This window comes from Cohnella sp. AR92, assembly GCF_003990975.1.
GTDB lineage: Bacteria > Bacillota > Bacilli > Paenibacillales > Paenibacillaceae > Cohnella.
The window spans coordinates 1-24,464 of the sequence record NZ_RZJR01000026.1 but is presented as its reverse complement, the minus strand read 5'-3'; the positions used below and the strand labels follow the sequence as shown (position 1 = coordinate 24,464).

General features: G+C 49.5%; 34 protein-coding genes. 30 read left to right on the top strand and 4 right to left on the bottom strand.

The genetic code is table 11. The annotated features are described in order from the left end of the window. Position 1 precedes the first annotated feature (1 nt). The 16 genes from ELR57_RS27035 (at position 2) to ELR57_RS26960 (ending at position 12,921) form a co-directional block, all read left to right on the top strand. Positions 2-2,011 carry a hypothetical protein gene (locus ELR57_RS27035; protein WP_126962930.1) on the top strand — a complete coding sequence of 670 codons (2,010 nt, stop codon included), beginning with the start codon at positions 2-4 and terminating at the stop codon, positions 2,009-2,011. 5 nt (positions 2,012-2,016) lie between these two features. Further along, positions 2,017-2,448 carry a hypothetical protein gene (locus tag ELR57_RS27030; protein WP_126962928.1) on the top strand — a complete coding sequence of 144 codons (432 nt, stop codon included), beginning with the start codon at positions 2,017-2,019 and terminating at the stop codon, positions 2,446-2,448. Between the two features lie 3 nt (positions 2,449-2,451). Further along, positions 2,452-2,877 carry a hypothetical protein gene (locus ELR57_RS27025; protein WP_126962926.1) on the top strand — a complete coding sequence of 142 codons (426 nt, stop codon included), beginning with the start codon at positions 2,452-2,454 and terminating at the stop codon, positions 2,875-2,877. A gap of 14 nt (positions 2,878-2,891) precedes the next feature. Beyond that, positions 2,892-3,416, top strand: a complete 525-nt coding sequence (locus ELR57_RS27020) for a hypothetical protein (protein WP_126962924.1) — start codon at positions 2,892-2,894, stop codon at positions 3,414-3,416. Positions 3,417-3,424: 8 nt separating this feature from the next. After that, on the top strand, positions 3,425-3,754 hold the full coding sequence (locus tag ELR57_RS27015; protein ID WP_126962922.1) for a hypothetical protein: 330 nt from the start codon (positions 3,425-3,427) through the stop codon (positions 3,752-3,754). Beyond that, positions 3,754-3,888 carry an XkdX family protein gene (locus tag ELR57_RS27010; protein ID WP_126962920.1) on the top strand — a complete coding sequence of 45 codons (135 nt, stop codon included), beginning with the start codon at positions 3,754-3,756 and terminating at the stop codon, positions 3,886-3,888. Before ELR57_RS27015 ends, ELR57_RS27010 begins: the two co-directional genes overlap by 1 nt. A 70-nt stretch (positions 3,889-3,958) precedes the next feature. Further along, the gene (locus tag ELR57_RS27005; protein WP_126962918.1) at positions 3,959-4,774 is read left to right on the top strand and encodes a S1 family peptidase; all 816 of its coding nucleotides are present in this window, start codon (positions 3,959-3,961) and stop codon (positions 4,772-4,774) included. A gap of 37 nt (positions 4,775-4,811) precedes the next feature. After that, complete coding sequence (locus ELR57_RS27000; RefSeq protein ID WP_126962916.1) at positions 4,812-6,014, top strand: hypothetical protein; 1,203 nt, start codon at positions 4,812-4,814, stop codon at positions 6,012-6,014. 10 nt (positions 6,015-6,024) lie between these two features. Further along, positions 6,025-9,492, top strand: a complete 3,468-nt coding sequence (locus tag ELR57_RS26995; RefSeq protein ID WP_126962914.1) for a hypothetical protein — start codon at positions 6,025-6,027, stop codon at positions 9,490-9,492. 25 nt (positions 9,493-9,517) lie between these two features. Continuing rightward, on the top strand, positions 9,518-9,916 hold the full coding sequence (locus ELR57_RS26990) for a phage holin family protein (RefSeq protein ID WP_238162713.1): 399 nt from the start codon (positions 9,518-9,520) through the stop codon (positions 9,914-9,916). Further along, on the top strand, positions 9,916-10,572 hold the full coding sequence (locus ELR57_RS26985) for a glycoside hydrolase family 73 protein (protein ID WP_126962912.1): 657 nt from the start codon (positions 9,916-9,918) through the stop codon (positions 10,570-10,572). The genes ELR57_RS26990 and ELR57_RS26985 overlap by 1 nt, the downstream gene beginning before the upstream one ends. Before the next feature lie 155 nt (positions 10,573-10,727). Beyond that, positions 10,728-11,207: a hypothetical protein gene (locus tag ELR57_RS26980; protein ID WP_126962910.1), complete on the top strand. Its 480-nt coding sequence runs from the start codon at positions 10,728-10,730 to the stop codon at positions 11,205-11,207. A 96-nt stretch (positions 11,208-11,303) separates the two neighbouring features. Continuing rightward, entirely contained in the window at positions 11,304-11,630 is a 327-nt protein-coding gene (locus ELR57_RS26975) for a DUF771 domain-containing protein (protein ID WP_126962957.1), read from the top strand. Positions 11,631-12,134: 504 nt separating this feature from the next. Then, entirely contained in the window at positions 12,135-12,332 is a 198-nt protein-coding gene (locus tag ELR57_RS26970) for a WYL domain-containing protein (RefSeq protein WP_126962908.1), read from the top strand. Then, positions 12,329-12,733 (top strand): YhjD family protein, encoded by a 405-nt coding sequence (locus ELR57_RS26965; RefSeq protein ID WP_126962906.1) that lies wholly within the window; start codon positions 12,329-12,331, stop codon positions 12,731-12,733. Before ELR57_RS26970 ends, ELR57_RS26965 begins: the two co-directional genes overlap by 4 nt. Then, on the top strand, positions 12,730-12,921 hold the full coding sequence (locus tag ELR57_RS26960; RefSeq protein ID WP_126962905.1) for a hypothetical protein: 192 nt from the start codon (positions 12,730-12,732) through the stop codon (positions 12,919-12,921). The genes ELR57_RS26965 and ELR57_RS26960 overlap by 4 nt, the downstream gene beginning before the upstream one ends. Positions 12,922-13,074: 153 nt before the next feature. Here ELR57_RS26960 and ELR57_RS28705 read toward each other — a convergent pair whose 3' ends face one another. Further along, on the bottom strand, positions 13,075-13,305 hold the full coding sequence (locus ELR57_RS28705; protein ID WP_126962903.1) for a helix-turn-helix transcriptional regulator: 231 nt from the start codon (positions 13,303-13,305) through the stop codon (positions 13,075-13,077). 58 nt (positions 13,306-13,363) lie between these two features. On the opposite strand from ELR57_RS28705, the gene ELR57_RS26950 reads away from it, so the two are divergent. Then, complete coding sequence (locus ELR57_RS26950) at positions 13,364-13,606, top strand: hypothetical protein (protein WP_126962901.1); 243 nt, start codon at positions 13,364-13,366, stop codon at positions 13,604-13,606. Positions 13,607-13,895: 289 nt separating this feature from the next. Here the strand turns inward: ELR57_RS26950 and ELR57_RS26945 are convergent, their stop codons facing one another. Together ELR57_RS26945 and ELR57_RS26940 are read right to left on the bottom strand one after the other, a co-directional pair. Beyond that, entirely contained in the window at positions 13,896-15,104 is a 1,209-nt protein-coding gene (locus ELR57_RS26945; protein ID WP_126962899.1) for a site-specific integrase, read from the bottom strand. After that, positions 15,104-15,733 carry a LexA family protein gene (locus ELR57_RS26940; protein WP_126962897.1) on the bottom strand — a complete coding sequence of 210 codons (630 nt, stop codon included), beginning with the start codon at positions 15,731-15,733 and terminating at the stop codon, positions 15,104-15,106. Before ELR57_RS26940 ends, ELR57_RS26945 begins: the two co-directional genes overlap by 1 nt. A 132-nt stretch (positions 15,734-15,865) precedes the next feature. On the opposite strand from ELR57_RS26940, the gene ELR57_RS26935 reads away from it, so the two are divergent. Beyond that, positions 15,866-16,102, top strand: a complete 237-nt coding sequence (locus ELR57_RS26935; protein ID WP_158630194.1) for a helix-turn-helix domain-containing protein — start codon at positions 15,866-15,868, stop codon at positions 16,100-16,102. Positions 16,103-16,621: 519 nt separating this feature from the next. On the opposite strand, the gene ELR57_RS26930 is transcribed toward ELR57_RS26935, so the two are convergent. Beyond that, positions 16,622-16,819 (bottom strand): hypothetical protein, encoded by a 198-nt coding sequence (locus tag ELR57_RS26930; RefSeq protein WP_126962893.1) that lies wholly within the window; start codon positions 16,817-16,819, stop codon positions 16,622-16,624. Between the two features lie 91 nt (positions 16,820-16,910). Here ELR57_RS26930 and ELR57_RS26925 point away from each other — a divergent pair, with 91 nt between their 5' ends. The 12 genes from ELR57_RS26925 (at position 16,911) to ELR57_RS26860 (ending at position 24,383) form a co-directional block, all read left to right on the top strand. After that, positions 16,911-17,654: a BRO-N domain-containing protein gene (locus ELR57_RS26925; RefSeq protein WP_126962891.1), complete on the top strand. Its 744-nt coding sequence runs from the start codon at positions 16,911-16,913 to the stop codon at positions 17,652-17,654. 88 nt (positions 17,655-17,742) lie between these two features. Then, complete coding sequence (locus ELR57_RS26920) at positions 17,743-17,949, top strand: hypothetical protein (protein WP_126962889.1); 207 nt, start codon at positions 17,743-17,745, stop codon at positions 17,947-17,949. Positions 17,950-18,244: 295 nt separating this feature from the next. Further along, the gene (locus tag ELR57_RS26915; RefSeq protein ID WP_370452375.1) at positions 18,245-19,048 is read left to right on the top strand and encodes a hypothetical protein; all 804 of its coding nucleotides are present in this window, start codon (positions 18,245-18,247) and stop codon (positions 19,046-19,048) included. Beyond that, positions 19,029-19,841, top strand: a complete 813-nt coding sequence (locus ELR57_RS26910) for a PD-(D/E)XK nuclease-like domain-containing protein (RefSeq protein ID WP_126962885.1) — start codon at positions 19,029-19,031, stop codon at positions 19,839-19,841. The genes ELR57_RS26915 and ELR57_RS26910 overlap by 20 nt, the downstream gene beginning before the upstream one ends. Before the next feature lie 9 nt (positions 19,842-19,850). Next, positions 19,851-20,357, top strand: a complete 507-nt coding sequence (locus ELR57_RS26905; RefSeq protein WP_126962883.1) for an HNH endonuclease — start codon at positions 19,851-19,853, stop codon at positions 20,355-20,357. Positions 20,358-20,361: 4 nt separating this feature from the next. Beyond that, a complete protein-coding gene (locus ELR57_RS26900) occupies positions 20,362-20,757 on the top strand; it encodes a single-stranded DNA-binding protein (RefSeq protein ID WP_126962881.1) in 396 nt (131 codons plus the stop codon). A 343-nt stretch (positions 20,758-21,100) separates the two neighbouring features. After that, positions 21,101-21,985, top strand: coding sequence for a helix-turn-helix domain-containing protein (locus tag ELR57_RS26890; RefSeq protein ID WP_126962877.1), 885 nt, complete (start codon positions 21,101-21,103; stop codon positions 21,983-21,985). Between the two features lie 231 nt (positions 21,986-22,216). Next, a complete protein-coding gene (locus ELR57_RS26885) occupies positions 22,217-22,414 on the top strand; it encodes a hypothetical protein (RefSeq protein ID WP_126962875.1) in 198 nt (65 codons plus the stop codon). Beyond that, the gene (locus ELR57_RS26880) at positions 22,411-22,944 is read left to right on the top strand and encodes a RuvC family protein (RefSeq protein ID WP_126962873.1); all 534 of its coding nucleotides are present in this window, start codon (positions 22,411-22,413) and stop codon (positions 22,942-22,944) included. The genes ELR57_RS26885 and ELR57_RS26880 overlap by 4 nt, the downstream gene beginning before the upstream one ends. 313 nt (positions 22,945-23,257) lie before the next feature. Beyond that, entirely contained in the window at positions 23,258-23,605 is a 348-nt protein-coding gene (locus ELR57_RS26870) for a helix-turn-helix domain-containing protein (protein WP_126962869.1), read from the top strand. Between the two features lie 26 nt (positions 23,606-23,631). Further along, entirely contained in the window at positions 23,632-23,892 is a 261-nt protein-coding gene (locus ELR57_RS26865; protein ID WP_126958331.1) for a hypothetical protein, read from the top strand. Positions 23,893-24,035: 143 nt separating this feature from the next. Beyond that, positions 24,036-24,383 carry a DNA cytosine methyltransferase gene (locus tag ELR57_RS26860; protein WP_370452372.1) on the top strand — a complete coding sequence of 116 codons (348 nt, stop codon included), beginning with the start codon at positions 24,036-24,038 and terminating at the stop codon, positions 24,381-24,383. Positions 24,384-24,464: the final 81 nt, after the last annotated feature.

Below are 24,464 nucleotides of genomic sequence, written 5' to 3'. Positions count from 1 at the left end.
GATGACGCAGAAACTCCTTTATCCGCTTAGAGACTTCTCGGCGGGCTACAACGATTCTGTCGACCCGGCACTCCTCCCGGATAATGCCTTATGTGAAGTGGAAAATGCAATCATTGGCCGGGGCTCCATCACCAAGAAGTTCGGATTCGCGAAGTACACGGTTTCGGCGCTTTCCAGCGCCATTCGGAGGATCTACACCTTCTTCAAGAACGCGGGTCCAACCGAGATGCTTGCGGTATCCAATGCCACCCTGTACAAGGATAACAGCGGCACGCTTGAGCCAATTCCCGTTTATCGCTATCAAACGATCGAGGATTGCGAAGATCCATGGGATGAGTCGGTTAATGCCAACGTAACAGGTTCCATCGACACGGCTGACAAAAAGGCGGGGAATGCAAGCGTTAAGCTTGTTGTGGCTGCGGCGGCAGCGGCAAATACGATCCTGGCGACAGAAGTTATTCCGGCCACCGATATCTCCCAAGGAACACTCGTTAGGCTATGGATCAAATCTAGCGTTGCGACGAATGCGGGCGATCTTCAACTGCTTCTCGACAATACGGCAGCATGCGCCTCTCCCGTCTATGCGCTCTCTGTACCTGCTTTATCCGCCAATGAGTGGAAGCGCGTCGAGATGCCTTATGATGGAACGGTCGCCGGGAGCGCCGCGATCATCTCGATTGGGCTCAAGTACGTCGTCGATATCGGTGCCTGCACGATCTGGCTAGATGATGTAGACGTCCGCTTTCTATCGGTAATGACGTCTAGCGACACCGACATGTTGACGTACAAGAACCGATCCCTACAGGACGTTGTGCTTATCGCCGATGGCGGGAAGTTAAAGGCGTACAATCCGAGCCTGCCTGGTGTGGTTGAGGTAAAGCCGTGGGTCGCTACGACGCAGGAGCAGACGGACCCGGGTTTAAATGACTTGGCTAACCTGACGAACTTCCGGTCAATCGCCATCAAGCAGGATCGGATCTTCGCTCTAGCCCACGACAAGGTGCGGAATCGCCTCAGCTTCTGCCACCACGACCCGACGCTCGGATATGCGGTCTTCGACTACTGGCCGGCGGCGTTCTTCTTTGACCTCGTGAGCGAGCTCAACGATGAGTCATTGCTGATCCGAGTGTTCCGCGACGCGATCATCGTGTTCAACCGAAAGACGGTATGGTCGCTCACGGGAGACGGTCGAACCATCAACGACTATGACCTCCATCGGTTGAATGTTCCGAGTGGCCTCCTAGCTCCGGGATCGGTTGCGTATGTCGGGAACAATCTGGTCTATCTATCGGACGACAATTGCATTTACAGCCTCTATTCGACCGATAAAGAGTACATCAGCGCATCCGACATCTCCGTGATTAAGGACAGCAACGGAACCATCGTTTCGAGCGTAAAGCGCACACTATCGGGTATCTCCAGGGAAGATAAGGCGAAGGCGATCGGGACATATTTCGACGGCAAGTATTTTCTCTCTTTCCCGAGCGGCCTGACGCTTATTCTCGATACGACCTTGAACTGCTGGACGAAATGGACGAATATCAAAGCGAACTCCTTCCTCGAACGGGATGGGGTTCTTTACTTTTCGTCCAATACGGGTCACATCTACAGGATGGAACCTACTGCGAATACAGATGACGGCGAGGCTATCCAGGAGCGCATAAAGACCAAGAAGCTCGATTTCGGCTATCCGGCACAGGTGAAGAAATTCCGGACGGCCAAGTTTGTTGCGAAGCAATTCGAAGCCGAATCGTCATCGTTTAACGTCCGCGTTTGGGTGGACGACATCGAAGTCGACGCAGCAGATATCTCGACGGACATCTCCGGTGTATGGGATGAGTCGGAATGGGATGATGTTTCCTGGGACTTCAAAGACGTCGTCATTCTGGATATCCGTGTTCGCAAGAAGGGCTACACGATTCAATATGAGATCACAAGCAATAACCCGAACGAGCCCTTCACTCTTTACCAGATCAACCAAGTCTTTAAGATAAAGAAACTGAAAGGATGACGCGAATGGGACTGCTCAGTAGGTTATTCGATTTCCAAGCAGGCTCTCGGATTCGGTCCGGGCAGGTAGACGCAGAGCTTGACCAGCTCGTGGCCGGTCACAACGACCATGACGGACGCATCGTGGCTATGGAGCAAGGCGGGGCGACTGCGGCTCAGTTGGCAGAGACGAATGGCCGGGTAACTACGCTAGAAACAAACTCCGCAACGCATGCTGAGGTTGCACAGGCGATCACGGAGGCAATGCTGGGAAACCCGCCGATTGGCGGCGTGACGACGGAAATGCTGCAGAATGGCGGCGTAACCCCTGAGAAGCTTTCTTTCGATCCTGCGACGCAAGCGGAATTGGATGTGGCGATTGCATCTGAGAGGAAAGCAGCAAGCATCAGCGCGGTTCCAGCGCAAATCTACGCCTATAAAAATTTCGGGGGGCTATGATCAATGGCAGCATACGAACCAATAGCACGAAATTATTCCATCTTTCCTACGAAGCCTAAAGTCGGGTCGGGGAAGGTTCTTGCAGCGAATACGAACGTTGATGGGACTGGGACGTTGGTTCCAGTCTTTCCTGCCGGCGCGGACGGTGCCATTGTCGATTCCATCTCTATTGTTCATTTAGGTGCGAACACCGCCGCTACTGTGCTTCGTCTGTTTGTCAAGGATGGGTCGAATTATTCTCTGTTCTTCGAAAAAACGATTCCTACCAACGCCGGCTCCCAAGTCGCAGAAAGTGTATTTTACGACATCCTTTTCAACGGTACGGACCGCAAGAGGCTGATCCTCCCACCTAATTCGCAGATCGTAGCTTGCGTAGGCACGGCCCTCACGGCGGGCCTTCTGGTGACGTGTTTCGGTGGAGACTACTAAGAGGGGGAAAGATCATGTTTAACACCTTCCCTATCCCCAAGCCTGATGTACTCGGTGGTATGATCAAGAGTATCCAAAGTGGATCTACGGTGATAGCCGCCTCTAGTACAACGACAACGATCACTGTTTCTCCAGTAAACCCGAAAAACTCTATTCTTATGTTCACGTTTACCCCTTCTTCTGGTGTTAACTACACGGCATATGCATCATGTAAAATCGTGGACGCAACAACCATAACGTTTAATAGATACACAGCTTCCGCACAAGGAGTAAGCATATCGTGGCAATTGATTGAGTTTTCTTCGGTGAAGTCCTCTCAAACAGGTTCGTTCAGTTCTGGCATAGGAACAACCGTTATTCCAATATCTACTGTGAACCCAAACAAGGCCATTTTCTTTGTTAGCTTTTCAACCAGCAGTAACGCTAGTACTTCCATGAATGAACTCATGAGATACGATTTAAGCGCCTCTAGCATTACAGCGACATCACCTAGTGGCATGGCAAGAACATTCGAATTCCAAGTATTAGAATTCCCGTGAGGTGACCCATGAGATACTATGCATCCTTAACTGGCGATATCTGCACCGGGGTCCAGCAGACGACCGGACAGATCATCGCAGATAACATTATCGATATCACCGCTGAAGTGGAGTCGGGAACTCCGAGCGGTGATTTATTATGGCGTAAGCGGATCGGGGACGGATGGAGTGAGGAGAAGTACGAGCCAGAGATTCCTACCGGACCATCAGATTCCGAGCGCATCGACCAACTCGAAGCTATTAACGCAACGCTGTTACTCGACGCCGCCAACAAAGATATCCAGTTAGCGGATCTCATGATGACGGTCGCTCAATTACAAGCGGGAGGTGCTGCTTAATGCGGTATCAATGGATCAAGCAATTCTATGACGCTGGAATGGCCGGATATGACGCCAACGGCATCAGGGTATTTGTAGCGGCCGGATGGATCACCGCTCAACAATACGAGTCCATCACTGGAGAACCCTATTAATCGGCGAAAATCTTGACCATTTTCCACAAATTGCCGATAATTAGCGTATCATGGGTTACGAGGTGATAGGATGAAAAGGAAGATCATAGCCTCTATCATCGCCGCTTTCGTATTGTTCAGCGGTGTAGCCGCCGCGGCTACGGTTAAGTGGAACGGGTACACGGCTTTTCAGATATTTATCGGATCATCCGAGGTCAAAACAGCGGAGCCGGCCATCATCATCAAGGACAAGACGTTCATTCCGGCCAGTGCGCTAAAGGCGATGGGGATCGGAGTCACTGCCGGGAATGGACGAGTGACTATCACGCCTCCGAAGCCGATAGAGAAGCCGGCAATCAAGCTTGACCAGGTGACACAGATCATGAAGTCGGTCTTTATGGTCTACGGCTATAAGCCGGACGGCAGCGGGCGCACTCAGGGCAGCGGGTTCGTGATAGATGGCAATATCCTAATCACTAACTACCACGTCGCGGGGGCAAGCAATCAGATCGAGATCATTGTAGACGGACAGACCGTGCAGAAAACGGCAGCCGACGTCCTATTCAAGGATGAAAAGGTCGACATCATGGGAATAAGGCTCGATGGTCAAAATCCCATTCCTTTTACTGAGGAGTTGCCTGCTTTATCCGATAATGTGTACGCAATCGGATTCCCTGATGGTGCTTTCAAGATGAGCCAAGGAATTCTCTTATCAATAGGAGATATCGACGGCGTGAAAAATACTTTAATTCACAATGCAAAAACAGACCATGGAAGTTCTGGAGGCATTCTATTCAATGCCAAAGGAGAAGCGGTAGGGTTGACATCTTGGGTATCAAATACAGGGAATGCAGGTGGAGCAATCCCGATGAGCTACATTAAAACGGAAATAGATAAACTGAAATAAGACCCTTCGGGGTCTTTTTCTTTTGGAGGGATGATATTTGGCGACGACCGCGACAACCTCGACCACTTCGACGCTTGATCCTAAAACCCTTGCAGAAATTCAACGCAAGGCAACATATGGGGAGAAGTTAGCCGCGCCTGATGCTCAGAAACAGGCGATTTACGATCAATTTAGAAGTAACATGACCAACGAGGTTTATCGGAAAGCCGATTCCGGGATCGATTTAACAGATCAGAATAATGCCTACAATGTGAAGCTCTATAACGATAGAATCGCCTCCAATAACGCTAAGACCGGATCAGAATCCACGGGCAAGGAAGGCTTTCAGGCCCCTAGCTATTCCGCGATGGATTACGCGACAGCTCTCAGTCAAGCTAATCAGCAGCTCGATCCGCTTTACCAGCGGGCCGTCGAAAACATCAAGTCCCAGCAATGGCAGAACAACCTTAACGCCGGTGAGACTGCCTCTGCACACGGCGGAGCGCATTCAGGGCTTGCGGCTGACCTTCAGAACAAGGTCAATATCGCCGCGGCCAGCAATATTGCCGACGCTGATGCGCAACGCTCTTCGAAAGCAGCAGAGATTGCCCAGGCGCTTGTGGCGAGAAGCGAGGACAGAGCGGACGGCTTGCGTCAACAGGCATTCAATGAATACCTCGGGCAAGCGAACCTGGATCTGTCGAGAGACCAATTCGACTACTCCAAACAGTCCGACACTCGGAATTACAACCGCAGCGTATTCGAGTCCGATCGGGCTTACAAGGCCCAACAGGCACAGCAGGAATGGGAGAATAACTTCAACCAGTCGCAATTCGATTGGTCGAAGGCACAACAAATCTGGGAGAATGCCTTCCAAGAGAAGAACTTCCAACAGTCCGTTAAGCAGTTCGCGGCCAACATGGGTTATAACTGGGCTTCGCTTAGCCAGCGTCAACAGGAATCTCTCGCGAACCAGGCATTCCAGCAGAAGCAATTCGAAGCCGATCAATATTGGAAGCAAAAAAGCTTTGACTGGGAGACGAGTCCGAACAACCCGAGCAACTCCTCGAAGACGCCTCAGCCTTCGGAGAACCAGATTCTATCGGAATACGTCAGCAATTTAGACTCCCTCACGCCGGACAAGATCAAATCGTTCTTCAGTGATGAGCGTTCGAAAATAATCAACGATCTGGGCGCGAACGGATTCAATCAGCTTTACGGCATGTATTTCGACCAGTATGGCATCCCAAAAAGTAAGTAGGTGATGGGCAATGGGCGTCACGAGTATCGACTGGAGCAAATACGGCGTCAAGGATGATCGAGGCTCAGGCAATAAAACGAGCCTGACTTCCGTCGATTGGTCGAAGTACACAACCCCAGAGAAAGAAAGCACCTACAACCGCGAGGAAATGCAGAAGATTGGCTTGGACGCCGCAGGCATCCGGTCCTCTTATGAGCGAATTGCCGATGGTAAGATGGAGTTGCCAAGGCCGATCCAGCCGGGGAAAGAAGAAGTTAAGTTGAGCGCTTACGAGAAGTGGTATGACAAGCACATCGGTAATAGCTGGCTTGGAAAGGCTTTGGGGGCCGCGCAGAAAGCCGACCGTTCTGTATCGAATTTCAAGGCCGGGGCGATGGATACAGCGTCGTTCGGGGCGTCCCAAGGACTTGGGCGAATGGCAATTAATTCGCTTGAGAGTGGGGACAAGAAGGATCTACCTTCGCTTGTTGCTGCTCCTGGGTCGAAAGGCGATCTACAAGAAATCTTCGACGCTCGGCGTGAAAGCCCAGGGTACAAGGTCGGAGAAATCGCCGGTTACATTCCTCCGGGCGCACTGATCGAGCGCGGCCTTGCAAGCGCAGGTAAGGCAGTCGGTAAAGAGATAATTAAGGGATCTACCAAGAAGGCCATCGCCCGGGGAGCGGTTGCAGGCAGTATTGACGCGGCCGCCCAAGAGACGGGCGATAAATTGTTCCGAGAAGGCGAGTTCGATCCGGAGAATGTTGCGATCGGCGGTGTGGCAGGGGGAACAATTGGAGGGGTATTCAGCAAGCTAGGAGAATACGCGCCTAAGATGAAGAGCGCCTTTGATGGCCTACTGAAGCGAAAGCAGGCAATCTCTCCAGAAGTCGAACAGGCCGCAAGCGAGGTTCTTGCAACAGCTACTCCAGAATCTACAATCCGCATGGGTCCAGCGGAGCGAATTAAGACGACCAACGACTTGATGACGGAAATCGGGGCAGAAGTGAACAAACGGATGACCCCGCCTCTTGATAATCCGAACGAACTGGCGAAGTGGCTGCAGACGAATCTCGGCGATGATATCCCTCTTAATGAGGTAAATAAGCTGAGCCCTGATGATATGCGGCAGCTCGCCGAAGAAGTTCGTTCAGGAATGAGTAAGGCTGAAGTTGCGATGAAGGTCGCCAACGAGAAAGGTCACGACTTCCGCACGCTACTTGAACAGTACCGCAAGGCACCGAATGAGGCGGCGGCAGCCCGGGAGGCGGTAACGCTCAATCAGGATGAGATCCCGTTCAGCATAGAAGAGCCGGGAGTCGGCATGAAGCCTGATGACTACGCGAAGGCAAAGGCAGAGCGCGAGGCGCAGAGAGCCGCGAGAGGGACGGATGACGTCACTTCGCAAGTGGCTGACGATCTTCAAATATTCGACCCCGCTGATGTGAAAGATATCAACGGGTTCACGGCCTATACCCGCGACTTTTATCGCAACATGGAGAAGGCGCTTGGAGAGAATGCCAAGCCGTACATCGAATCGTTCAACGCGGCCAAGAAGGCGAACGTGGACATGCAAGAATACTGGGTAAACCGCTTGAAAAACGAAGTGGTGGACAAACTCGGGATCGAGAAGGACAGCAAACTTTCTTCCCTGGTCCAGCAGTACGGGGAGAAGACGATCACGCTCGACGAGCTCAAACTGAAGGCACCGAAGGACTGGGAGAAGGTCGTCGAGGCGGATAAGTGGTTCCGCGAGGCTTACGATAACATGATCGACATCGTGAACGATGTTCGGCAGAGAATTTACCCCAACAACCCGGATAAGATCGTGCCGAAGCGAGAGGATTATTACCGCCACTTCCGCGAACTGGACGGACTGGAGGGGCTAAAGAATCTCTTCGAGACGCCGGCGAATATTGACCCGAGTCTGGCCGGGACATCGGACTTTACGAAACCGAGAACCAAATTTGCCGGGTTCATGCAGCGGCGCGGTCTCGGGCCGTACAAGAACGACGCGGTTGGCGGCTTCCTCAATTACCTGCCGGCCGCTTCACATGCGACCCACATCGACCCGGAGACAGCTAAGATCCGGAGCCTGGCAGAGGCCCTACGAGGCTCCAGCCCGGACGGCAGCAACAACACCTTCATCGAGTACCTGGACGACTTCGCAAACGATCTAGCAGGCAAGACGAACCCATTCGATCGGGCGGTTCAGAAGGTCGTAAGCCGGAAGGTAATGGGCCTTGTCAATTGGATCAGCAACCGAGTGAAGTCAAATACGATTCTCGGGAACGCTGGATCTGCCATCGCGCAGACCGCGAACATTCCTCTTGGCATAGCTCACGCGAAGCAGTATGCGGTGCCGGGGTTCGTCCGTACAGTATCAGCAGCATTCAAGGAAGATGCGGCGATGGCCGAATCCGGATTCCTGAAGGAGCGTTTTGCTCAGCAGATGTATCGGCAATTCGATACGAACTGGCTAACCCTTAAGAACCCACTTCACATAAAGAAGCTGGCCGAATGGACGATGGAGACCGCGGACAAGCTGGGGACTTATTTCGTTTGGAATTCTTCTTATGCGAAAGCGCTGGCTGATAAAGTAGCGGACCCGATCGCGCATGCAGACGACATAACGAGGAAACTCGTTGCCGGTCGTGGCGTCGGGGAGACCCCGCTGTTCCTCAAGTCGAAGGTCGGGAAGCTCATTGCACCGTTCCAGCTCGAAGTCGGGAACCTCTGGCACGTCATGGGTGACTTTGCAAAGAAGAAGGACTTCACCGGCTTGGCCGTCCTCTTTACGGCTAATTGGTTGTTTAACCAGGGAATGAAGCAGGTCCGTGGCTCTGGCGTGACTTTCGACCCGATTCAGGCGACCATTGACGCGGTTGAGGGTAAGGACATGACAGCCGAGCAGCGTGCCGGCCGGATCGGCGGTGAGGTCCTGTCCAACGTGCCGCTCGGGCAGACCATTGCGAGTCTGTTATTTACTTCCGCGGACCGCCAGAAGTACTTCGGGAAGAGCGACCCAACGCGCTTCGGTTCCGGCCTGCCGCTTGCGAAAGCGATCGAGGACCCGCTGCACTTTGTACTCCCGGGATTCGGTGGTAATCAGATCAAGAAGGCGACGCAAGGCGTCGAGGCGATGTCAGAAGGAGCGGCATATACGCCAAAGGGTGAGATGAAATTCCCGATTACGATGTCGCCAGCAAACGTTGGGCGGTTAATCGCATTTGGCCCGAACTCAACGCCAGAGGCCCAAGAATACTACGACGAGAATCGTCGCCCATTAGGAGCGAAGGACACAGAAGCTTTCAAACAGGCAGATGATAAGAAACAGTTCTACGACAACGCTATGGCGCGCCGTGAGTTGTCTAAGATCGAGGAAGAGATCACGAAGGTTAAGAAGAGCGTCGATCTCTCTGCCGCCGAGAAGGAGAAAAAGATAGACAAGCTGGTTCAACAATACGAGCAGTTAAAAACAGACGCGGGGTTCCGTTAAGCGGACACCAAGAGGAGGCTATATATTGAACTGGCAATCCATAGTAAACGCAGGCGCCGGGCTTCTCGGCGCTTTTATTACGTTCGCATTCGGTCACTGGACGGAGTCGCTGACGTTCCTGTTAACCGTCATCGGGATCGACATCATCAGCGGCGGCTATGCATCGGTCCATGAGGGACGCGGTCTTAACTCAGCGGTAGGAGCTGCGGGCTTAGCGAAGAAGGGGTTAATGCTCCTTGTCATCATCTTAAGCTACCGGGTGGATGTCCTGCTGGGCAGCGAGGTGGTAATGGGAGCGGCTATTTACTTCTATATCGCAAACGAGTTGGTATCCGTGACGGAGAATTACGGCCGTATCGGGCTGCCGATGCCGGACAAGCTGAGGCAGATCATCGCGGTTCTGAAGCAGAAGGGGGAAGCGTAATGCCAACCTATAAGAAATACGCCAAAGACGCCTTTTTCGCGCTCATCGCTCCGATCGTAATGCAAGTCCACAAGGAGGGCGGCCGGCTGCTGCCCTCTGTACGAATCGCTCAGGCTTGGCTTGAGACTGGCGGAAACGTCCCTAGCTGGAACAACCTTGGCGGCTACAAGGTTGGAAGCGGATCGCCTACGGCCTTCTGGAACGGCTCCAGCGTCAATACCGCTACGGAAGAGGTATACGGCGGCGTAACGGTCAACACGACGGCTAATTGGAGAGCCTATCCGTCGATTTACAACTATTTCAAGGATCAGGACCTCTTGTTCGCCAAGGATCGATATGCGGCTGTACGGGCGGCTACGACGCCGCTAACGCAATGCCAGGCGCTTAAGTCTTGCGGCTACGCAACAGATCCGGATTACGCCAGCAAACTCATGGCGATCGTCACGGCCAACGATTTAACCAAATATGACGGCCTTGGGGCCGGTGAGGAGGAAGAAGAATTGAAGCTGTCCGATTACCAATGGGGAATTGTTGAGGCGAAGATCAAGGCATTGATCGACGCCGGCACGGTTAAAGATGTGTCTTGGTTGGAGAAGGCCAAGAAGCGGACGCTGACGCTATCTGATCTCGCATGGCTCACGTTCGTTGTCGCTTAACAATCAACCCGGGGGCTTCGGCTCTCGGGCTTTTTTCTTTTATATACTAATACCGCTGTATTAGCTAATGGGTGTAATTGTACCGCGGAGAAAAATCGTATATATGTAAGATGAGATGATTTAACTACCATTATCCATTAAATGGAGTGATAATTATGGCTATTCTAGGATCTAATAAATTTTCACAAGGTTCGATACCTATTAAGTTTATGGGGAGGTACTTCATCCTCGAAAAAAGTGCTACCGATGTGTCTCTAAGTGTTGCATTTAAAAGCGAAGGGAAACTTTACTTTGAAATTCGAAACAATGAGCCGGTTGAGAACCCATACTCAATAGTTTCAAAAACTCCAGTTGGTATCGTGACAGTTGTGGATAGAAAAACCGATAGATTCATGTACAAGTTAAGGCCGGAATCTAACACCAGCATCATATTCGGAAAGCTAGATGGAGGAGAAATAGACATCAAGGTTTCCGATAAAGAAATTGATTTTGGAAATGGGAATACCATGAGTAGTAGTCAGTTTAAAGGAAGAATAATTGGGATTGAATTATTCGAAAATGGCGCTATAGGCATAGGTGTGACTATTACTCAAGATGATATAGATTTACTTGAGAGGCATGGGATTAGGATATAAATTTATGCATATTAGTTGGGACAACCTAATCCAGTAAATCACAGGGCTATAATGTGGAACAAAAATAGAGGGGAAAGATATGTGGAAGAGGGGTATATGCAACAACTTAAAGTTGAGATGTGTATTCAAATTCCTTCGGAGTACGTGCTGATCAGCAAAGTCGAACTTGAACAACTCAAGAGCAACGAACTGATCGGAGTCTACTGGTCTATGAAGGATCTTGAGAAACGGACAAGCCGGAAATGCGAGTGGATAAAGGAGAATATCCTCTATCCTCCTCATTTCCGGAAGATCCTCGACACCGAACAAGGTGGCTTCGTGTTCTACCCAAGATCAAAGGGTCAAGGATGGAGCTTCCATGCATTAAAAATGGCAGAGTTCTTAGACAAGCAGTTTGTACAAATTTTCTCAAAAGGCGTATAAAAATGTTCTATACAAATCATGCGAAGAATCACTAAGGAGCAGGAGGGATGACCTCGCTGCTCTTTTTTATACTTCGTATTGCTTTATTTCTTCATCAATTTCATTCCGAATTTTTTTTAGCTCATCAATTTTATGTACCTTGGTATTAATGAACACAGCTAATAATGAAGGTAACATCAAGACCAATACTTCAATGATAGTGCACACTACAACTAAACTAATCCATTCTTTAAAGGTGTTAGGCTTATAAATAAAATACCCCGCGATTGAATACATGATAATTTTTACTATTGAAGCGAGTCTATATGCTGTAAGAAATCTATCAGTCATGAAAAACATTGCGGCACTCCCAACATAACCCCCATCGGCTGAGGAATTTGCTTTCACATCAAGATCGACATTATTTTACAACATATAGGTTACTTGTGGAAACGACTCTTGATAAGAACTTTTGTTCGCATTATAATACAAGAACAAACGTTCTTATCTTGGAGGCGAGCAGATATGTCCATCGAGAAGTTTATCGGACGTCGTGTTGAAGTCATTTACCAAAACGGCAAAGGTGAGCTGTCGCAGCGGGTCGTTACCGTGCATTCGGTGACCGGCGGTAGAGCCCGTGTCTTTGATTGCGATAAGCAGGCGTTCCGAACCTTCTCGCTGGATCGTATCCTCGCTGTCATGCCAACTAGGAGGGCATCATGAGTAAAGCGCCAGTACCGGCAATAGGCCAGTTAACAGCAGACGAGATGTACCTGGTAAGAGAAGCTATCCTGCTTCCGTTGATCCTTCAGATGCTCGACAAGAAGCTAAAGGAAATGGAATGGTCATCCGACACGCTAAAGACGCTCTATAAACGTTCTATCGAGCTCGTGATAGATCGGGTGCTTCAGGATCACATTGGTGTACGTAAGGAGCTGCGGGCCAGAAGGATTAAAACGTGGGACGGAGACAACACTGATTTCGCGCTTTACATTAACTACAACTGCCGGGGATACGACGGTAATTTCTTTGTTACTCATGACCTTGCTAGGTCTGAGATTGGAGTGAGGCTAGGCAAGTACATCCAGGAGGCATTCTTGCCGGTTACAGGAGGCCTGACATGAGGGATATCTATGTCGTGATCCACGGCGGCGTCAATGTCCTTGTGACTCCCGTATTCATCGATGCTTTTAGACGATACATGGAGAGTTTTGAAGAGGGGATACGGGTCGAGGTCTGGCGGAATGGGGAGTCCTCGACATGCTGTGATATCTCTGATTTCATGGCAGTTGGGTTAGTAAGAAGGATGTAAAAAGTAACAGAAATGACAGGGATATAATTCCATGCCTATTTGAGCTTGACAGTTACATGATTCGACAGCTTTCGACCGTAAAGAACGGATATTGTAAAAATAACGAAGTGTAACCTTATTAGTTTACAAACCCTGCAGGAGGTGAGTAGAAATCTACTCAGTCCGGGTTCCGATCTCAATGACATGGAGATCCTCTGCTCGGCAATCTAGAATGTATGCAGCATTGATCGCTTGCTCGAACGAGAAGTTTGCAAGTCTCTGATTCACCTTGTAAATAAACTGGCGTGTAACTCCAAGTCTCCTTGCCAATTCTGCCTGAGTAATGCCTCGCTTTCTGCATAATTCGGGAACCCGGCTCTCCCCCAAATGCAGGGAAGAAGGCACGGCATTAACTCCTTTATTCGATTTTCCTAAATTATAACATCAAAGGTGGGACAGAGGTATGGATATGATGAAATGGCTGGAACCTTCCTTATTAAAGCGAATCGATCAGGTTTCTGAGTTTTGCGAAAAGGAAATGGAAGTTGTCGATCAAGAGTTCAAGAGGATATTTACGTCGATATCTCGAAAGATCCCAGAGGCTTCGACAGAAATGCTTCGGCTGGAATCTCTGTTCATTAAAAGATATGCCGTGGTAGAGATCGCTTACCGTGAAGGTTTCAAAGATGGGTTGTCATTCAAATAAGGTTGAAATCAGAAAGCCCCAGTTAATTCCTGGGGCTTATTTTTATGCGACCACGTTTGACCACATATTGACCACATCGGAGTGTTAAAGATGTTCGGCATGTTATGAATTAAAACGAGTGCGCTAGTAAATAATGACGTATGTTTGTCAAATTACATATCAAAAATCGAAAATGAGAGCTTATTCTTATACCTTCGATAAAGAGTCTTTTGTCAAACCCCGCATAAAATAAGGCGCGAACGCATGTGAAACTGGTGCATGACCACAAATTGACCACATCGACTCATTTTTAAATGCTCCTCATCAATTCAGAGAATCTTTGAGAAGCTTCCCGTTTAATCGCTTTAGTAACGTGAAGGTAGATCTTCTTTGTTGTGGCGTCATCTTCATGTCCGAGCCTTTCCATTATTGCAGGAAGCTCTACCCTAGCTTCGGCCAACAGGGATGTATGTGTGTGCCTAAGCGAGTGTGGGGTTAACGTTTCGTCTAATTCAGCTCTTTTCAATAATCGAGTCATTCTACCTCTTACGTAATGTGGACTTATGGGGTATCCAGGGTATTTATTATTTTCAACGACAAAAACATAACCTTCGTCTAGGTATGTTTTTCTATATTTCATCATTAGTCTTTTTTGCTTCGCCATGTGAGCTTCAAAAAGATCAATTAGAATCTCATCGAAATCAATTGTCCGTCTTGACTTAGGTGTCTTCGGAGGCAATAACAGATATTCGTCTGTTTTGCCCTTGTTGTAATAAGTCTTAGTTATACTTATAGTTCGAGCAATCAAATCGATGTCTTTCCATTTGAGTACGCATAATTCACCAATTCTCAGTCCGGTGTAGGCCAGTAAAGTGAAAATAAGGGGATCGTTCGGCTTTCCTCGTTCGCGTACCGTTTTCAAAAAGTGAGAAAGCTCTTCTTTTTCTAAGTATCTTGTTTCTTCCTCTTCGTTTTCTAACTCTTCAACTGTTTTTTGAAATTCGGGAATGGTTACGTACTTAACAGGGTTCTCTCTTACCTCTTTCCACTCGACAGCCTTATCGAAAATCATCTTGGCGACAACATGAACTCCTATAATTGCGCTTTTGCTGTAGTCATCATCTTTCATCCCGTCGAGTATATCCTGAATGTGCCGTGAAACTACATCCTTTAGTTTGATAAATGACAATTCTTTAAGCAGATGATCCATTCCGCATTTTCTAGCCTGAATTGTGCTGATCTTAACTTTACCGGATTTTTTGTACTTTTCGAACCAAGTTAGAGCAAAGTCCTTGAATAGAACATCGCCGCCATCGATATAGGTTCCGTTTTTAAATTCCAGTAAAATACGAGCTGCTTCTAATTTGGCTTCCTCTTGGGTGGCGAAGCCACTCTTTGTCTTTTGCTTCCTGTCGCCCGTTTTTGGATCTATGCCTATGTCAATAGTAAACGACCACTTAGCTCCACAAGTACACTTTTTCTTCTTACAAGTGCAACCTCTACGCCGGTAGTATGCCATTAGACATGCTCCCTTTCTGGTTTAAAATGACCCATGTAAAGACCACAAACTATAACTTGATTTGGATATGCTTCAATATCCGTGAAACTTTCATTTTCCGGGGACAACCGCACTTTATTAGAGTCATTTTCCCAACGCAGTCGCTTAAGAGTTCCTTTTTCCCCTTCGACTAACGCTGCGACGATTTGGCCGTTATGTTCCGCCCAAGGAGCTCGTCTCATATAGACGATATCGCCGTCTTCAATTCCAGCGCCGATCATAGAATTCCCTTTTACCCGAAGTGCAAAATCTGGTTGTCTCTTTGAGGGGAATGGATATTGAATATACTCTTCAATGTTTTGTTCAGCTAGAAAACCATCGCCAGCACAAATTGAGCCTACTACCGGAATTCTTGTATCGGTGTTATTGCCATTATTCATTATGTTGATCCCGAGAAGATAACCGATGTCGGTCCCAAGAGCATTAGCATACAAAGCAATGTCATTGATCGGGAAATCTCTTTGAAGGTTCTCATATCTGGATAGAGTTGACTTCGCAACACCTACCCTGCCAGCCAATTCCTCTACAGATATTTTCTTTTGTTCTCTTAGGTTTTTGATAACCTCAATAATTTCCTTTGACGACCTCATTATTTATCCACCTCGGGAACAATTATAATACAAGTGTTCCCTGTAGGCAACAAAAATATGCAAAAATGATCTTGATGTTGACAAACGGGAACAATGTCGATATATTGGGAAACAAGGAAGGAGGTGCCTCGCTTGGTATTTAATCTTCAACGATTGAGATACGAGCGGCTATCGAGAAAGGTAACAGAGCAGAAGATGGCCGAAACGCTGAACATCAACCGTTCTTCTTATCATAAGAAAGAGAACGGGAACATCAAAATCAGCGTTGAAGAATTCGGGAAGATTCTAGAAGTACTTGGTATCCCGCAGACTGAAGCAGGGATTTTTTTTACCCTAAGTTTTCCCGAACGGGAACAAACGACAGCCTAGTGGGAAACTGACCTTATGAAGGAGGTTTGAAAGTTGACGATCAATGAGCTTCCCGATGTATTGACTGCTCCAGTCATAGCGGAGCATCAACAATGTGCTCCGCAAACAATTTATGTCCTATTGCGGAAGAGCCCAGCAGATGGCGGGATTCCAAGTTACCAATTCGGGCGTTCTCGGCGGGTTCAGAAAGAAGACTACATGAAATGGCTTGAGGATCGAAAGAGAGATTCTCAAGCTAGGTTCGCAAAGTAAAGGAGCTGATCCCCATGCGGATAACAAAACCAGGTTGGGCGTCCTTAACGCTCGGAGAGAAACTATCGATCCTTGATTACGCTGTATACCGGTCTCGTAAGCGCTGGGCAATGAGGGGAGAGGTGAGAGGGTGAAGGACTTAACGCAAGCCAAGGAAGTAAGGAACGCCTCGTCGGCAGCAGAAACAAATGAATTGCTTAGCAAGGGATGGACGTTGCATTCCATCCACCCCGCAGTCTTCGGAGTTAATTACGTTTTGATTCGATTTTAAGAACCTAGGCTGCTGAACTCTTCATTCAATTTCGTCCGCCTACTTGATGATGGTCTTCCAAGCACAAACATCGGACAAGAAATTTCTTCGTTCCGGTAAGGAACAACACTTAGGAGTTTCCATCCTTGCTTCAAGAATCCATTCGCTTCGAAGTCGCTAGAAGTCTGAACCACTTCAACAATATCATCGAACATTGATTTCTCTCCTTCAAGTGAAATGGTAAGTCTGGACAACTTCCAGTATTCGACAGGAGATGAGGTTAACCCTTCAAAGGAGGTAAGGCTATTGAATCAACTTCAAGTATTCAACTTCCAAGAAACTCAGGTCCGGACGGTCGAGAAAAACGGACAACCTTGGTTTGTGCTTAAGGATGTCGCTGACGTATTGGAAATAGGACACGTACCGGCATTGCGGCAGCGGCTYTCCGATGATGTAGTTTCAAACTACCCCATCCMTGATTCGCTTGGMCGCCAGCAAGAAACAACMATCATCAACGAAGACGGCCTTTACGATGTCATCCTMGAAAGCCGAAAGCCAGAAGCTCGGGCCTTCCGAAAATGGATCACWTCCGAAGTGCTCCCAACAATCCGCAAGACCGGCTCTTACACGGCAGACAAGCCCAAATCTCAAGCCGAGCTCCTTCTGATGTATGCACAAGGCTTTGTCGAGATGGAGCAGCGCGTCGAGCGGATGGAATCGACGGTAACCGCAATCCAAGAGACCTTCACCAAGCGCGACGAGGACTGGCGCAATCAGCTTAACGGCATGATCAACGGAGCTGCATACCGCGCCGGAATGTCATACCGCGATCTCCGGAACGAAAGCTACCGGCTGCTGGAGGAACGCGGGCATTGTGATCTGAATGCCAGACTGCGCAACCTTAAAACCCGCCTACAAGATTCCGGCGCAACTAAGACGCAGATCGACGGAGCAAACAAGATGGACGTCATCGAGAGCGATCCACGGCTTAAAGAGATTTATACGAGTATCGTCAAGGAACTGGCGATCGGATCTTTAGCAGGGAAATGAAAAAGGCCCAAACTCGGGGTAGGAGCCGAGTCGGGCCGCGTCCAAAAAATGTTACCGCAATACTATCACGAAAGGAGCGGCTTTGACAATGCCTAATCTGGACCGCTTCTCGCAAGGACTCCCGGACCCGCAGGACAAGCCCCTAGATATGGTCGGGGTTTGTGGATGCGGATGCCGTGAACGGATTTACTTCGGGGATAAAGGCGTATGGCGCGATGACGGGGTTTATTACGTCAACGGTGATCACTACGCCAAGGCTTCCGGCGCAGAAGGGATGGATGTTGAATGGTCCTGAGCAACTGCTGTGGCGCCGAGGTAGAGACAACTCGGAATAAGGTTCAATCGTGCATCATTCCGCTTTATTACGATACTCATACCTGCTCAGACTGCGGTCAATTCTGCACGTGTAAAACCGTCAGCGATTGTTGCAAGGGTGATATTGTTCGAGGGCATCGCCGGGAGTATCCTCTCGGCGGGTCTACCTGGTACGAAACTCAGATCGTCGAGGTCTGTGACATATGCGGCAAAGAATGTGAACCAATTACGATCGGGGAGGGTTAAGCGTGGACGGATTGATCACTCACGAAAACATGATGCAACGGCAAGAGAAAAGCGTGACAGCGGAAGCGATGGTAAGCCGGCAGGCTCAGGAAGTCCAGGTCGCCATGCTTTCGGCCAAGAGATTTCCGCGTGATGAATACGAATCTTACAACCGCATCATGAAGTCTTGTGAACGGTTGTCTTTGGCAGAATGCGCCATGTATGAATATCCAAAGGGCGGCCAGAAGGTAACAGGCCCATCGATCCGGCTGGCAGAGGCAATTGCACAGGCTTGGGGCAATATCGACTCGGGAGTCGTGGAACTGGAGCAGCGTTTGGGAGAGTCTACGATGATGGCATATGCGTGGGATCTCGAAACAAATACAAGACAAGCTCAAATTTTTACCGTCAAGCACTCCATGAAAGCCAAGGGGGCCGTCAAGAATCTTGATGACCCGAGGGATATTTATGAGCTAACTGCGAATCAAGGGGCGCGCCGGCGCAGAGCATGCATCCTTGCGGTCATCCCTGGAGACGTTGTCGATGCGGCGGTTGAGAAGTGCAAGGAGACAATCCGGAAGGGGCAGAAGGAGCCACTTGAAGACCGCATCCGCAAGATGCTGAGTATCTTTCATGGTGAATTCCAGGTCAGCAAGGATTCCGTTGAAAAGTTTATCGGTTGCGCGGCCGAAGCCTTCTCTGAGAATGACTTTATCAGGCTAAAGAGCGTATATCGTTCCCTTCGAGACAATATGGCGAAGCGCGAAGATTTCTTTGAAATTCAGAAGCCTCGGAGTGAAACGGATTCTCCTTTGAACCAGGAGGAAGGCTCCGATGAAGCTGACCAAGGATAACTACTACTCCAACGAAGCCAACCGCCATTATATGTCCGTGAGCCAGTTTAAGGGCTTCGTACCCGCTTATGACGGGTGCGAGGCTCGGGCAATGGCTGAACTCTCTGGGACCTACCAGAGGCCCCAGAAAGACGCTTTCGACGAGGGACATTACCTTCATTCTTGGAACGAAGGAACCCTCGACGAATTCAAGGCGAACAACCCCGATTTATACAGCAGCCGCGGACCAACGTCCGGGCAGCTCAAGTCCAATTTCCAACACTGTAACAAGATGATCGAGGTCCTGGAACGAGATCCGCTTGCTATGAAGGCTCTAGCCGGCCAGAAGGAAGTCATCCTGACCGGAGAACTCTTCGGGATTCCGTGGAAGGTCATGCTAGACAGCTATCAAGGCGAGAAAGGGCTGTTCGCCGATCTCAAGGCCCTGAAAGAGATGGACGGCAAATGGTGGAACAAGGAAGCCCAGGCTTATGAGAACTTCCTTGACCACTACGGATACACGATCCAGATGGGCGTTTATGCCGAGATCGAGAGGCAAGCGACCGGTCGGAGTAACTGGCTAATCCCACATATGGTCATCGTGACCAAGCAGGACCCGCCAGACCATGAAATCATCTATTTCGATTACGACGCTATTCAATCGGCTCTCATGATCGTGGAGAAGCACATCGATCGGGTTAAGGCGGTCAAGTACGGACAAGCCGAACCAGTTCGCTGTGAGAAATGCGATTACTGCCGGGGAACAAAGGTCATCAAGAGCATTAAACATTACGCCGAGCTGGCGTTGTACTGAGGAGGAACTATGGCAATTAGCGAGATCCCTGATCATCCTGGCTATTATGTTGATTCTGAAGGAATCGTTTATAGCCAGTGGGTTAACAGAGGAATGCATGGACTCGTTAGGGGCAGTATGTTGAAACCTTTGAAGACCAGTAAAAACAAGAGCGGTCATTTGCATATTCGTTTCGGAAGAAACGGGAGTAGCGACCTTGTTCACAGGCTTGTTTACCGAGTTTTCGTCGGCGAAGTCCCAAATGGATTGAATGTTTGCCACAAAGACGGAGACCCGACAAACAATGCTTTGAGCAATTTGTATGCCGGTACGCAATCAGAAAACATGAAAGATACCGTCAAGCATGGTACTTGTTCGTTTACAAAATTAACTGAGGATCAAGTCAGGGAAATTTTGAGCCTCCAAAACAAAATGATGATTAAGGATATAGCCATCAGATTCGGAGTGAACCGGCACGCAATAACGAACATTTATCGTGGCAGAACATGGACTCACTTAACGAAGAAAGGTAGTTGAAACCATGAACAAGGTAATTTTAATCGGCCGTGCTACGAAAGATTGGGAGTTAAGGTACACGCCAAGCGGAGTTGCGGTTGCGAATGGGAATATCGCAGTTGATAAGCCATTTACGAGCGATGGCGAAAGGAAAGCAGATTTCATCGACCTTGTAGCATGGAGAAAAACCGCAGAGTTGGCAGCGAACTACATTCGCAAAGGTCAGCGGTTCGGTTTAGAGGGATCTATTCAGGTTAGGAAATACGAAAAAGACGGACAGAATCGATACGCCTACGAGGTTCTCGTAGACCGAATAGAGTTCCTGGAGTCTAACCGCAACGGAAACGCCAGCGAAGGACAAGACCCATTTGCCAATGACGGAAAGCCGGTTAACCTGCCGGATGACGACCTACCGTTCTGAGGTGACGCCATGCCGATCGGAGACTTCAATCCAGCGCCGAAGCCGTCGGCCAAGAAGAAGGCCGGCACACAAAGGAGTCGCGGGAACATCGGCGKAGACGTGGACACATTGCTCAAGGATCGCTCCAAGGGCGTCTGCGAGCTCTGCGGAAAGGCTAGAGCAACAGAGAGGGCGCATCTAACCGGTCGCCCTCATATCGACCACAAAACGTCCGTGACGGACCTGATACATCTATGCTCGCCTTGCCACGATTGGTTGGACGAGACCACGGAAGGAATACGAGCGCGGAAATTCATAGCAACCGCAATCAATACAGTACTGAGTTATCGAGAGCGGTGATCAATTGAACTACATCGAGGAAGTGAACGCCTTCTATGATTGGCTCGAAACAAATTCCGTCTCTGATTCGGCGATTGTTTTATGGCACGCCTTGATGCACATAAACAGCAAGACCGGATGGAGACCAGAATTTACGGTAGCCATATCGACCCTATCCACGAAAACGGGTTTAAAGAAGGACGCCATTGGCACAGCACGTAATCGGCTACAACAAGCCGGACGCATCAGATTTACAAGCCGATCGGGGCAGCAATCTGCTATCTACTCTATCATTCCGTTTGCGTCGGTTTACCAGACACTAACCCCGACACAAAATCACAGTGGCGGTTTAACCGACACAAACACCGTCACAAACCGCGCACAAACCCCGCCACAAAGTGCGCACAAACAGCCTCCATTAGATATATCTCTTGATTTAAAAGATTTAAAAGATAGAGAGATAGATAAAGATAGGCTGCGCCGATCGGTTATTGATTTCAGGATTCAGAACGTAGGAGCCTTCGGTCTGGACATTATTGATTCATATCTCGGGGTTGTCGAAACGGATGTCATCGAAATGGCGATCAAGAGGGCCGAAGGTAAGTCGCTTCAATATTTCCAAACAGTCATTAACAACTGGATCAAAGAGGGCAAGACGAAGGCGGCGTTGATCAATCCCATTCCGGCGGCAGGCGAGTTCAAGGAATCGGCGAGGGACAAGCCTCATGGGAACCGGGGATACAGCAAAAAGCCGATCCTTCCGGTTGTGAAGGACGACGGTCCAACTGAAGAACTTAGCCCTGAACAACTTGCGGAGATGCGAGAACGCGCCAGGCGGCTAGCGATGGGGCTTCAAGAAGGAAATAAAACGCGAGAAGTGGAGATCAGAGACGATGACCTCCCCTTCTAGCAACCGGCACTATCCGGAAACCATTCATGAAGTCTGGGACAGCTGGGAGCCTCTGCTGAAGAGCAAGCTCCAATCACTCGACTATATGGCCCGACAAATGTTTACAGAAATGCGGCTCACAAATATAGCAAATCAAGAGATGATCCGGGCATACATGCAAGAACACTTCGCGCTCCTCTGGGAGCAAGTAGCAGCAGAGGAAGAAGTGAAAACGAAACGGAGGGCAAGAGAATGAGCCAAGGAACCGGACTTAACATACGGGAGATTGAACGGCAGACTCGTCAGTCCATCGAAGGGGTACAAAGCTATTTAGCGACGCTAGCCGAACTCTCATCCCTTGCGGTGCGGCTTGGGGAAGAGTATCGGATTGACCCGCGCATTGTGGCGACGATGATAGGCAAAAACATGAGTCGAGGTGCTGGCAAATGAGATTCATAGGAATCGACCCAAGCACCAAGACCGGCCTTGTCATCTTGGACAAGCACGGGGAAGTAATCGACACGATGGAGATCACCGCCAAGGGTACGGACCCGGGCCGCATGATCGACATTATCGAGCAAGTGGACTTCCAACTGGATCACGGCGACCAAGCAGCTATCGAGGGCTTCGCATACGGCGCTAAGGGCAGGGCCGTAGACATCCAGTATGGCATCGGCTGGGGGCTCCGGATGAGATTGTTTGACGGCAATACGGATTACATCGAAGTCGCGCCGGCCGCGCTCAAGAAATTCGCTGGAGCAAAGGGAAACGCAAAGAAGGACGAGCTTGCGGTTCACATCTTCAAGCGGTGGGGATTCGAACATCCCTCTGACAACGTCCGTGACGCCTTCGTGCTGGCTCAAATCGCTCGGGCAGTGTACTTGGAGCGGAACAACCGTCCAATCGATCTGACAGCCTTCCAGAGCGCTGTAGTAGCCGCCATTATTAATCCCCCAAGTAAGAAGAAACAAGGAGCGTAATAGATTGAGAGTTTTAGAACAGCTTCATGAACTACAGGAAGGCGAAGAAACGGTCATTGTCATCGGTGATAAAGCATTCGTCGTTACCCCGGCAACCGAGGACGACATCGAACGGATTGGCAGAGGATATTTTTGCATGGATTAKAGGTGTCCGGATGAACTGGAAACTAGCAAAACCATCCCAACTTTACGAGATCGCCTATTAMGACCTAGGAGCCCCTTTAGAGCACCGGATCGCGGCGGCCGCAGAGATTAAGCGGCGGAATCGCATTAAGCATGGACGGACCCAATACAAGATCAAGGAGGCTTACAGATGATCGGACCGGTTAAGGTTTGGAAGCTCCCRCCAGGGGAGTTTAATAGAGTCCTGCAAAATCCCGGGATGGAACTCGGGAAGCCGGACCGAGTGTTTCAGCCTCCATCGGCGCTGGAGAAGATGCCACCAACACTGCTGAAGAAGGTTGGACGAGAACGCAAGAAAGCGAGCAAGGCCGGCGGGACCAAGAAGCCCAAGATCACCCGTGAGAAGTACCTGCAGCTCGTTGAAAAGGGACTGAATGAAGATCAGATATGCGAGCGCGTGAACATGACGCGAAACACTTTGCTGAAATACCTTCGCGAATGGAAGAAGGCAGAACGAGAGGTCGCGGCGGGCCGCTGATAACAGCGCATAAAGGAGAAATGGGAATGAACCCAATCACTCAAGAAATGGCAGACGATTTAAACGCTGAACTGGTGAAGATCGGATCGGCATATCGCATCATCAAAAGTGAAGGTAACGATTACTCGTATGAGATCAACATCAACAAAGACCCGTTCGAAAGACATCGCCCGATGATCTATCCGAACCAAGAGTTCTTCGGAATCTTGGAACGACATTTTCGAAAATATGGAATCGTCATCACCTATAACAACACGAGGTCCACGTTTTGGACCGACGCACGATGAATTTGCGCTTGCGCCCCCGTACCGACCGAATAATCCCAGCCGAAGGCGGGGGCCGTATAAGGGTTTAATCCATTACTCCCAAGTAGGACGGACATCCTTCGGCCCCCACTTCGTTAAGCGGATTCGGTCGAGACGGAGAAAGGATGAAGAGCATGAAGGCCTTAAGCCTATTCAGCGGAATTGGTGGAATCGACCTCGCATGTGAATGGGCCGGCATAGAGACGGTGGCGTTCTGCGAGAGAGAGCCGTTCCCACAGCAAGTCCTCAAGAAGCATTGGCCTCACGTACCCATATACGACGATGTATGTACGCTCACGAAAGAGAGGTTAGAAGCGGATGGAATCGGAACAATTGACCTTATTCACGGAGGATACCCTTGCCAGCCTTACAGTCTCTATGGGGAGCGAGAAGGCGCGGAAGATGACCGTGCTCTCTGGCCAGAGGTMTGCCGACTTATTGAAACTATCCGCCCAAGTTGCTTCCTTGTTTAAAATTTTATTGGTCACGTCACATTGGGTCTCGCCGGGACGTTATCTCACTTGGGAAACTCCGGTTCCACCGCCCACCCGTTT

Bases quoted from the DNA above. Each gene is read 5' to 3' on its own strand.
- ELR57_RS27035 (WP_126962930.1), top strand. From the start codon at position 2: ATGACGCAGAAACTCCTTTATCCGCTTAGAGACTTCTCGGCGGGCTAC.
- ELR57_RS27030 (WP_126962928.1), top strand. From the start codon at position 2,017: ATGGGACTGCTCAGTAGGTTATTCGATTTCCAAGCAGGCTCTCGGATT.
- ELR57_RS27025 (WP_126962926.1), top strand. From the start codon at position 2,452: ATGGCAGCATACGAACCAATAGCACGAAATTATTCCATCTTTCCTACG.
- ELR57_RS27020 (WP_126962924.1), top strand. From the start codon at position 2,892: ATGTTTAACACCTTCCCTATCCCCAAGCCTGATGTACTCGGTGGTATG.
- ELR57_RS27015 (WP_126962922.1), top strand. From the start codon at position 3,425: ATGAGATACTATGCATCCTTAACTGGCGATATCTGCACCGGGGTCCAG.
- ELR57_RS27010 (WP_126962920.1), top strand. From the start codon at position 3,754: ATGCGGTATCAATGGATCAAGCAATTCTATGACGCTGGAATGGCCGGA.
- ELR57_RS27005 (WP_126962918.1), top strand. From the start codon at position 3,959: ATGAAAAGGAAGATCATAGCCTCTATCATCGCCGCTTTCGTATTGTTC.
- ELR57_RS26995 (WP_126962914.1), top strand. From the start codon at position 6,025: ATGGGCGTCACGAGTATCGACTGGAGCAAATACGGCGTCAAGGATGAT.
- ELR57_RS26985 (WP_126962912.1), top strand. From the start codon at position 9,916: ATGCCAACCTATAAGAAATACGCCAAAGACGCCTTTTTCGCGCTCATC.
- ELR57_RS26980 (WP_126962910.1), top strand. From the start codon at position 10,728: ATGGCTATTCTAGGATCTAATAAATTTTCACAAGGTTCGATACCTATT.
- ELR57_RS26975 (WP_126962957.1), top strand. From the start codon at position 11,304: ATGCAACAACTTAAAGTTGAGATGTGTATTCAAATTCCTTCGGAGTAC.
- ELR57_RS26970 (WP_126962908.1), top strand. From the start codon at position 12,135: ATGTCCATCGAGAAGTTTATCGGACGTCGTGTTGAAGTCATTTACCAA.
- ELR57_RS26965 (WP_126962906.1), top strand. From the start codon at position 12,329: ATGAGTAAAGCGCCAGTACCGGCAATAGGCCAGTTAACAGCAGACGAG.
- ELR57_RS26960 (WP_126962905.1), top strand. From the start codon at position 12,730: ATGAGGGATATCTATGTCGTGATCCACGGCGGCGTCAATGTCCTTGTG.
- ELR57_RS26950 (WP_126962901.1), top strand. From the start codon at position 13,364: ATGGATATGATGAAATGGCTGGAACCTTCCTTATTAAAGCGAATCGAT.
- ELR57_RS26945 (WP_126962899.1), bottom strand. From the start codon at position 15,104: ATGGCATACTACCGGCGTAGAGGTTGCACTTGTAAGAAGAAAAAGTGT.
- ELR57_RS26940 (WP_126962897.1), bottom strand. From the start codon at position 15,733: ATGAGGTCGTCAAAGGAAATTATTGAGGTTATCAAAAACCTAAGAGAA.
- ELR57_RS26930 (WP_126962893.1), bottom strand. From the start codon at position 16,819: ATGTTCGATGATATTGTTGAAGTGGTTCAGACTTCTAGCGACTTCGAA.
- ELR57_RS26920 (WP_126962889.1), top strand. From the start codon at position 17,743: ATGCCTAATCTGGACCGCTTCTCGCAAGGACTCCCGGACCCGCAGGAC.
- ELR57_RS26915 (WP_370452375.1), top strand. From the start codon at position 18,245: ATGATGCAACGGCAAGAGAAAAGCGTGACAGCGGAAGCGATGGTAAGC.
- ELR57_RS26910 (WP_126962885.1), top strand. From the start codon at position 19,029: ATGAAGCTGACCAAGGATAACTACTACTCCAACGAAGCCAACCGCCAT.
- ELR57_RS26905 (WP_126962883.1), top strand. From the start codon at position 19,851: ATGGCAATTAGCGAGATCCCTGATCATCCTGGCTATTATGTTGATTCT.
- ELR57_RS26900 (WP_126962881.1), top strand. From the start codon at position 20,362: ATGAACAAGGTAATTTTAATCGGCCGTGCTACGAAAGATTGGGAGTTA.
- ELR57_RS26885 (WP_126962875.1), top strand. From the start codon at position 22,217: ATGAGCCAAGGAACCGGACTTAACATACGGGAGATTGAACGGCAGACT.
- ELR57_RS26880 (WP_126962873.1), top strand. From the start codon at position 22,411: ATGAGATTCATAGGAATCGACCCAAGCACCAAGACCGGCCTTGTCATC.
- ELR57_RS26865 (WP_126958331.1), top strand. From the start codon at position 23,632: ATGAACCCAATCACTCAAGAAATGGCAGACGATTTAAACGCTGAACTG.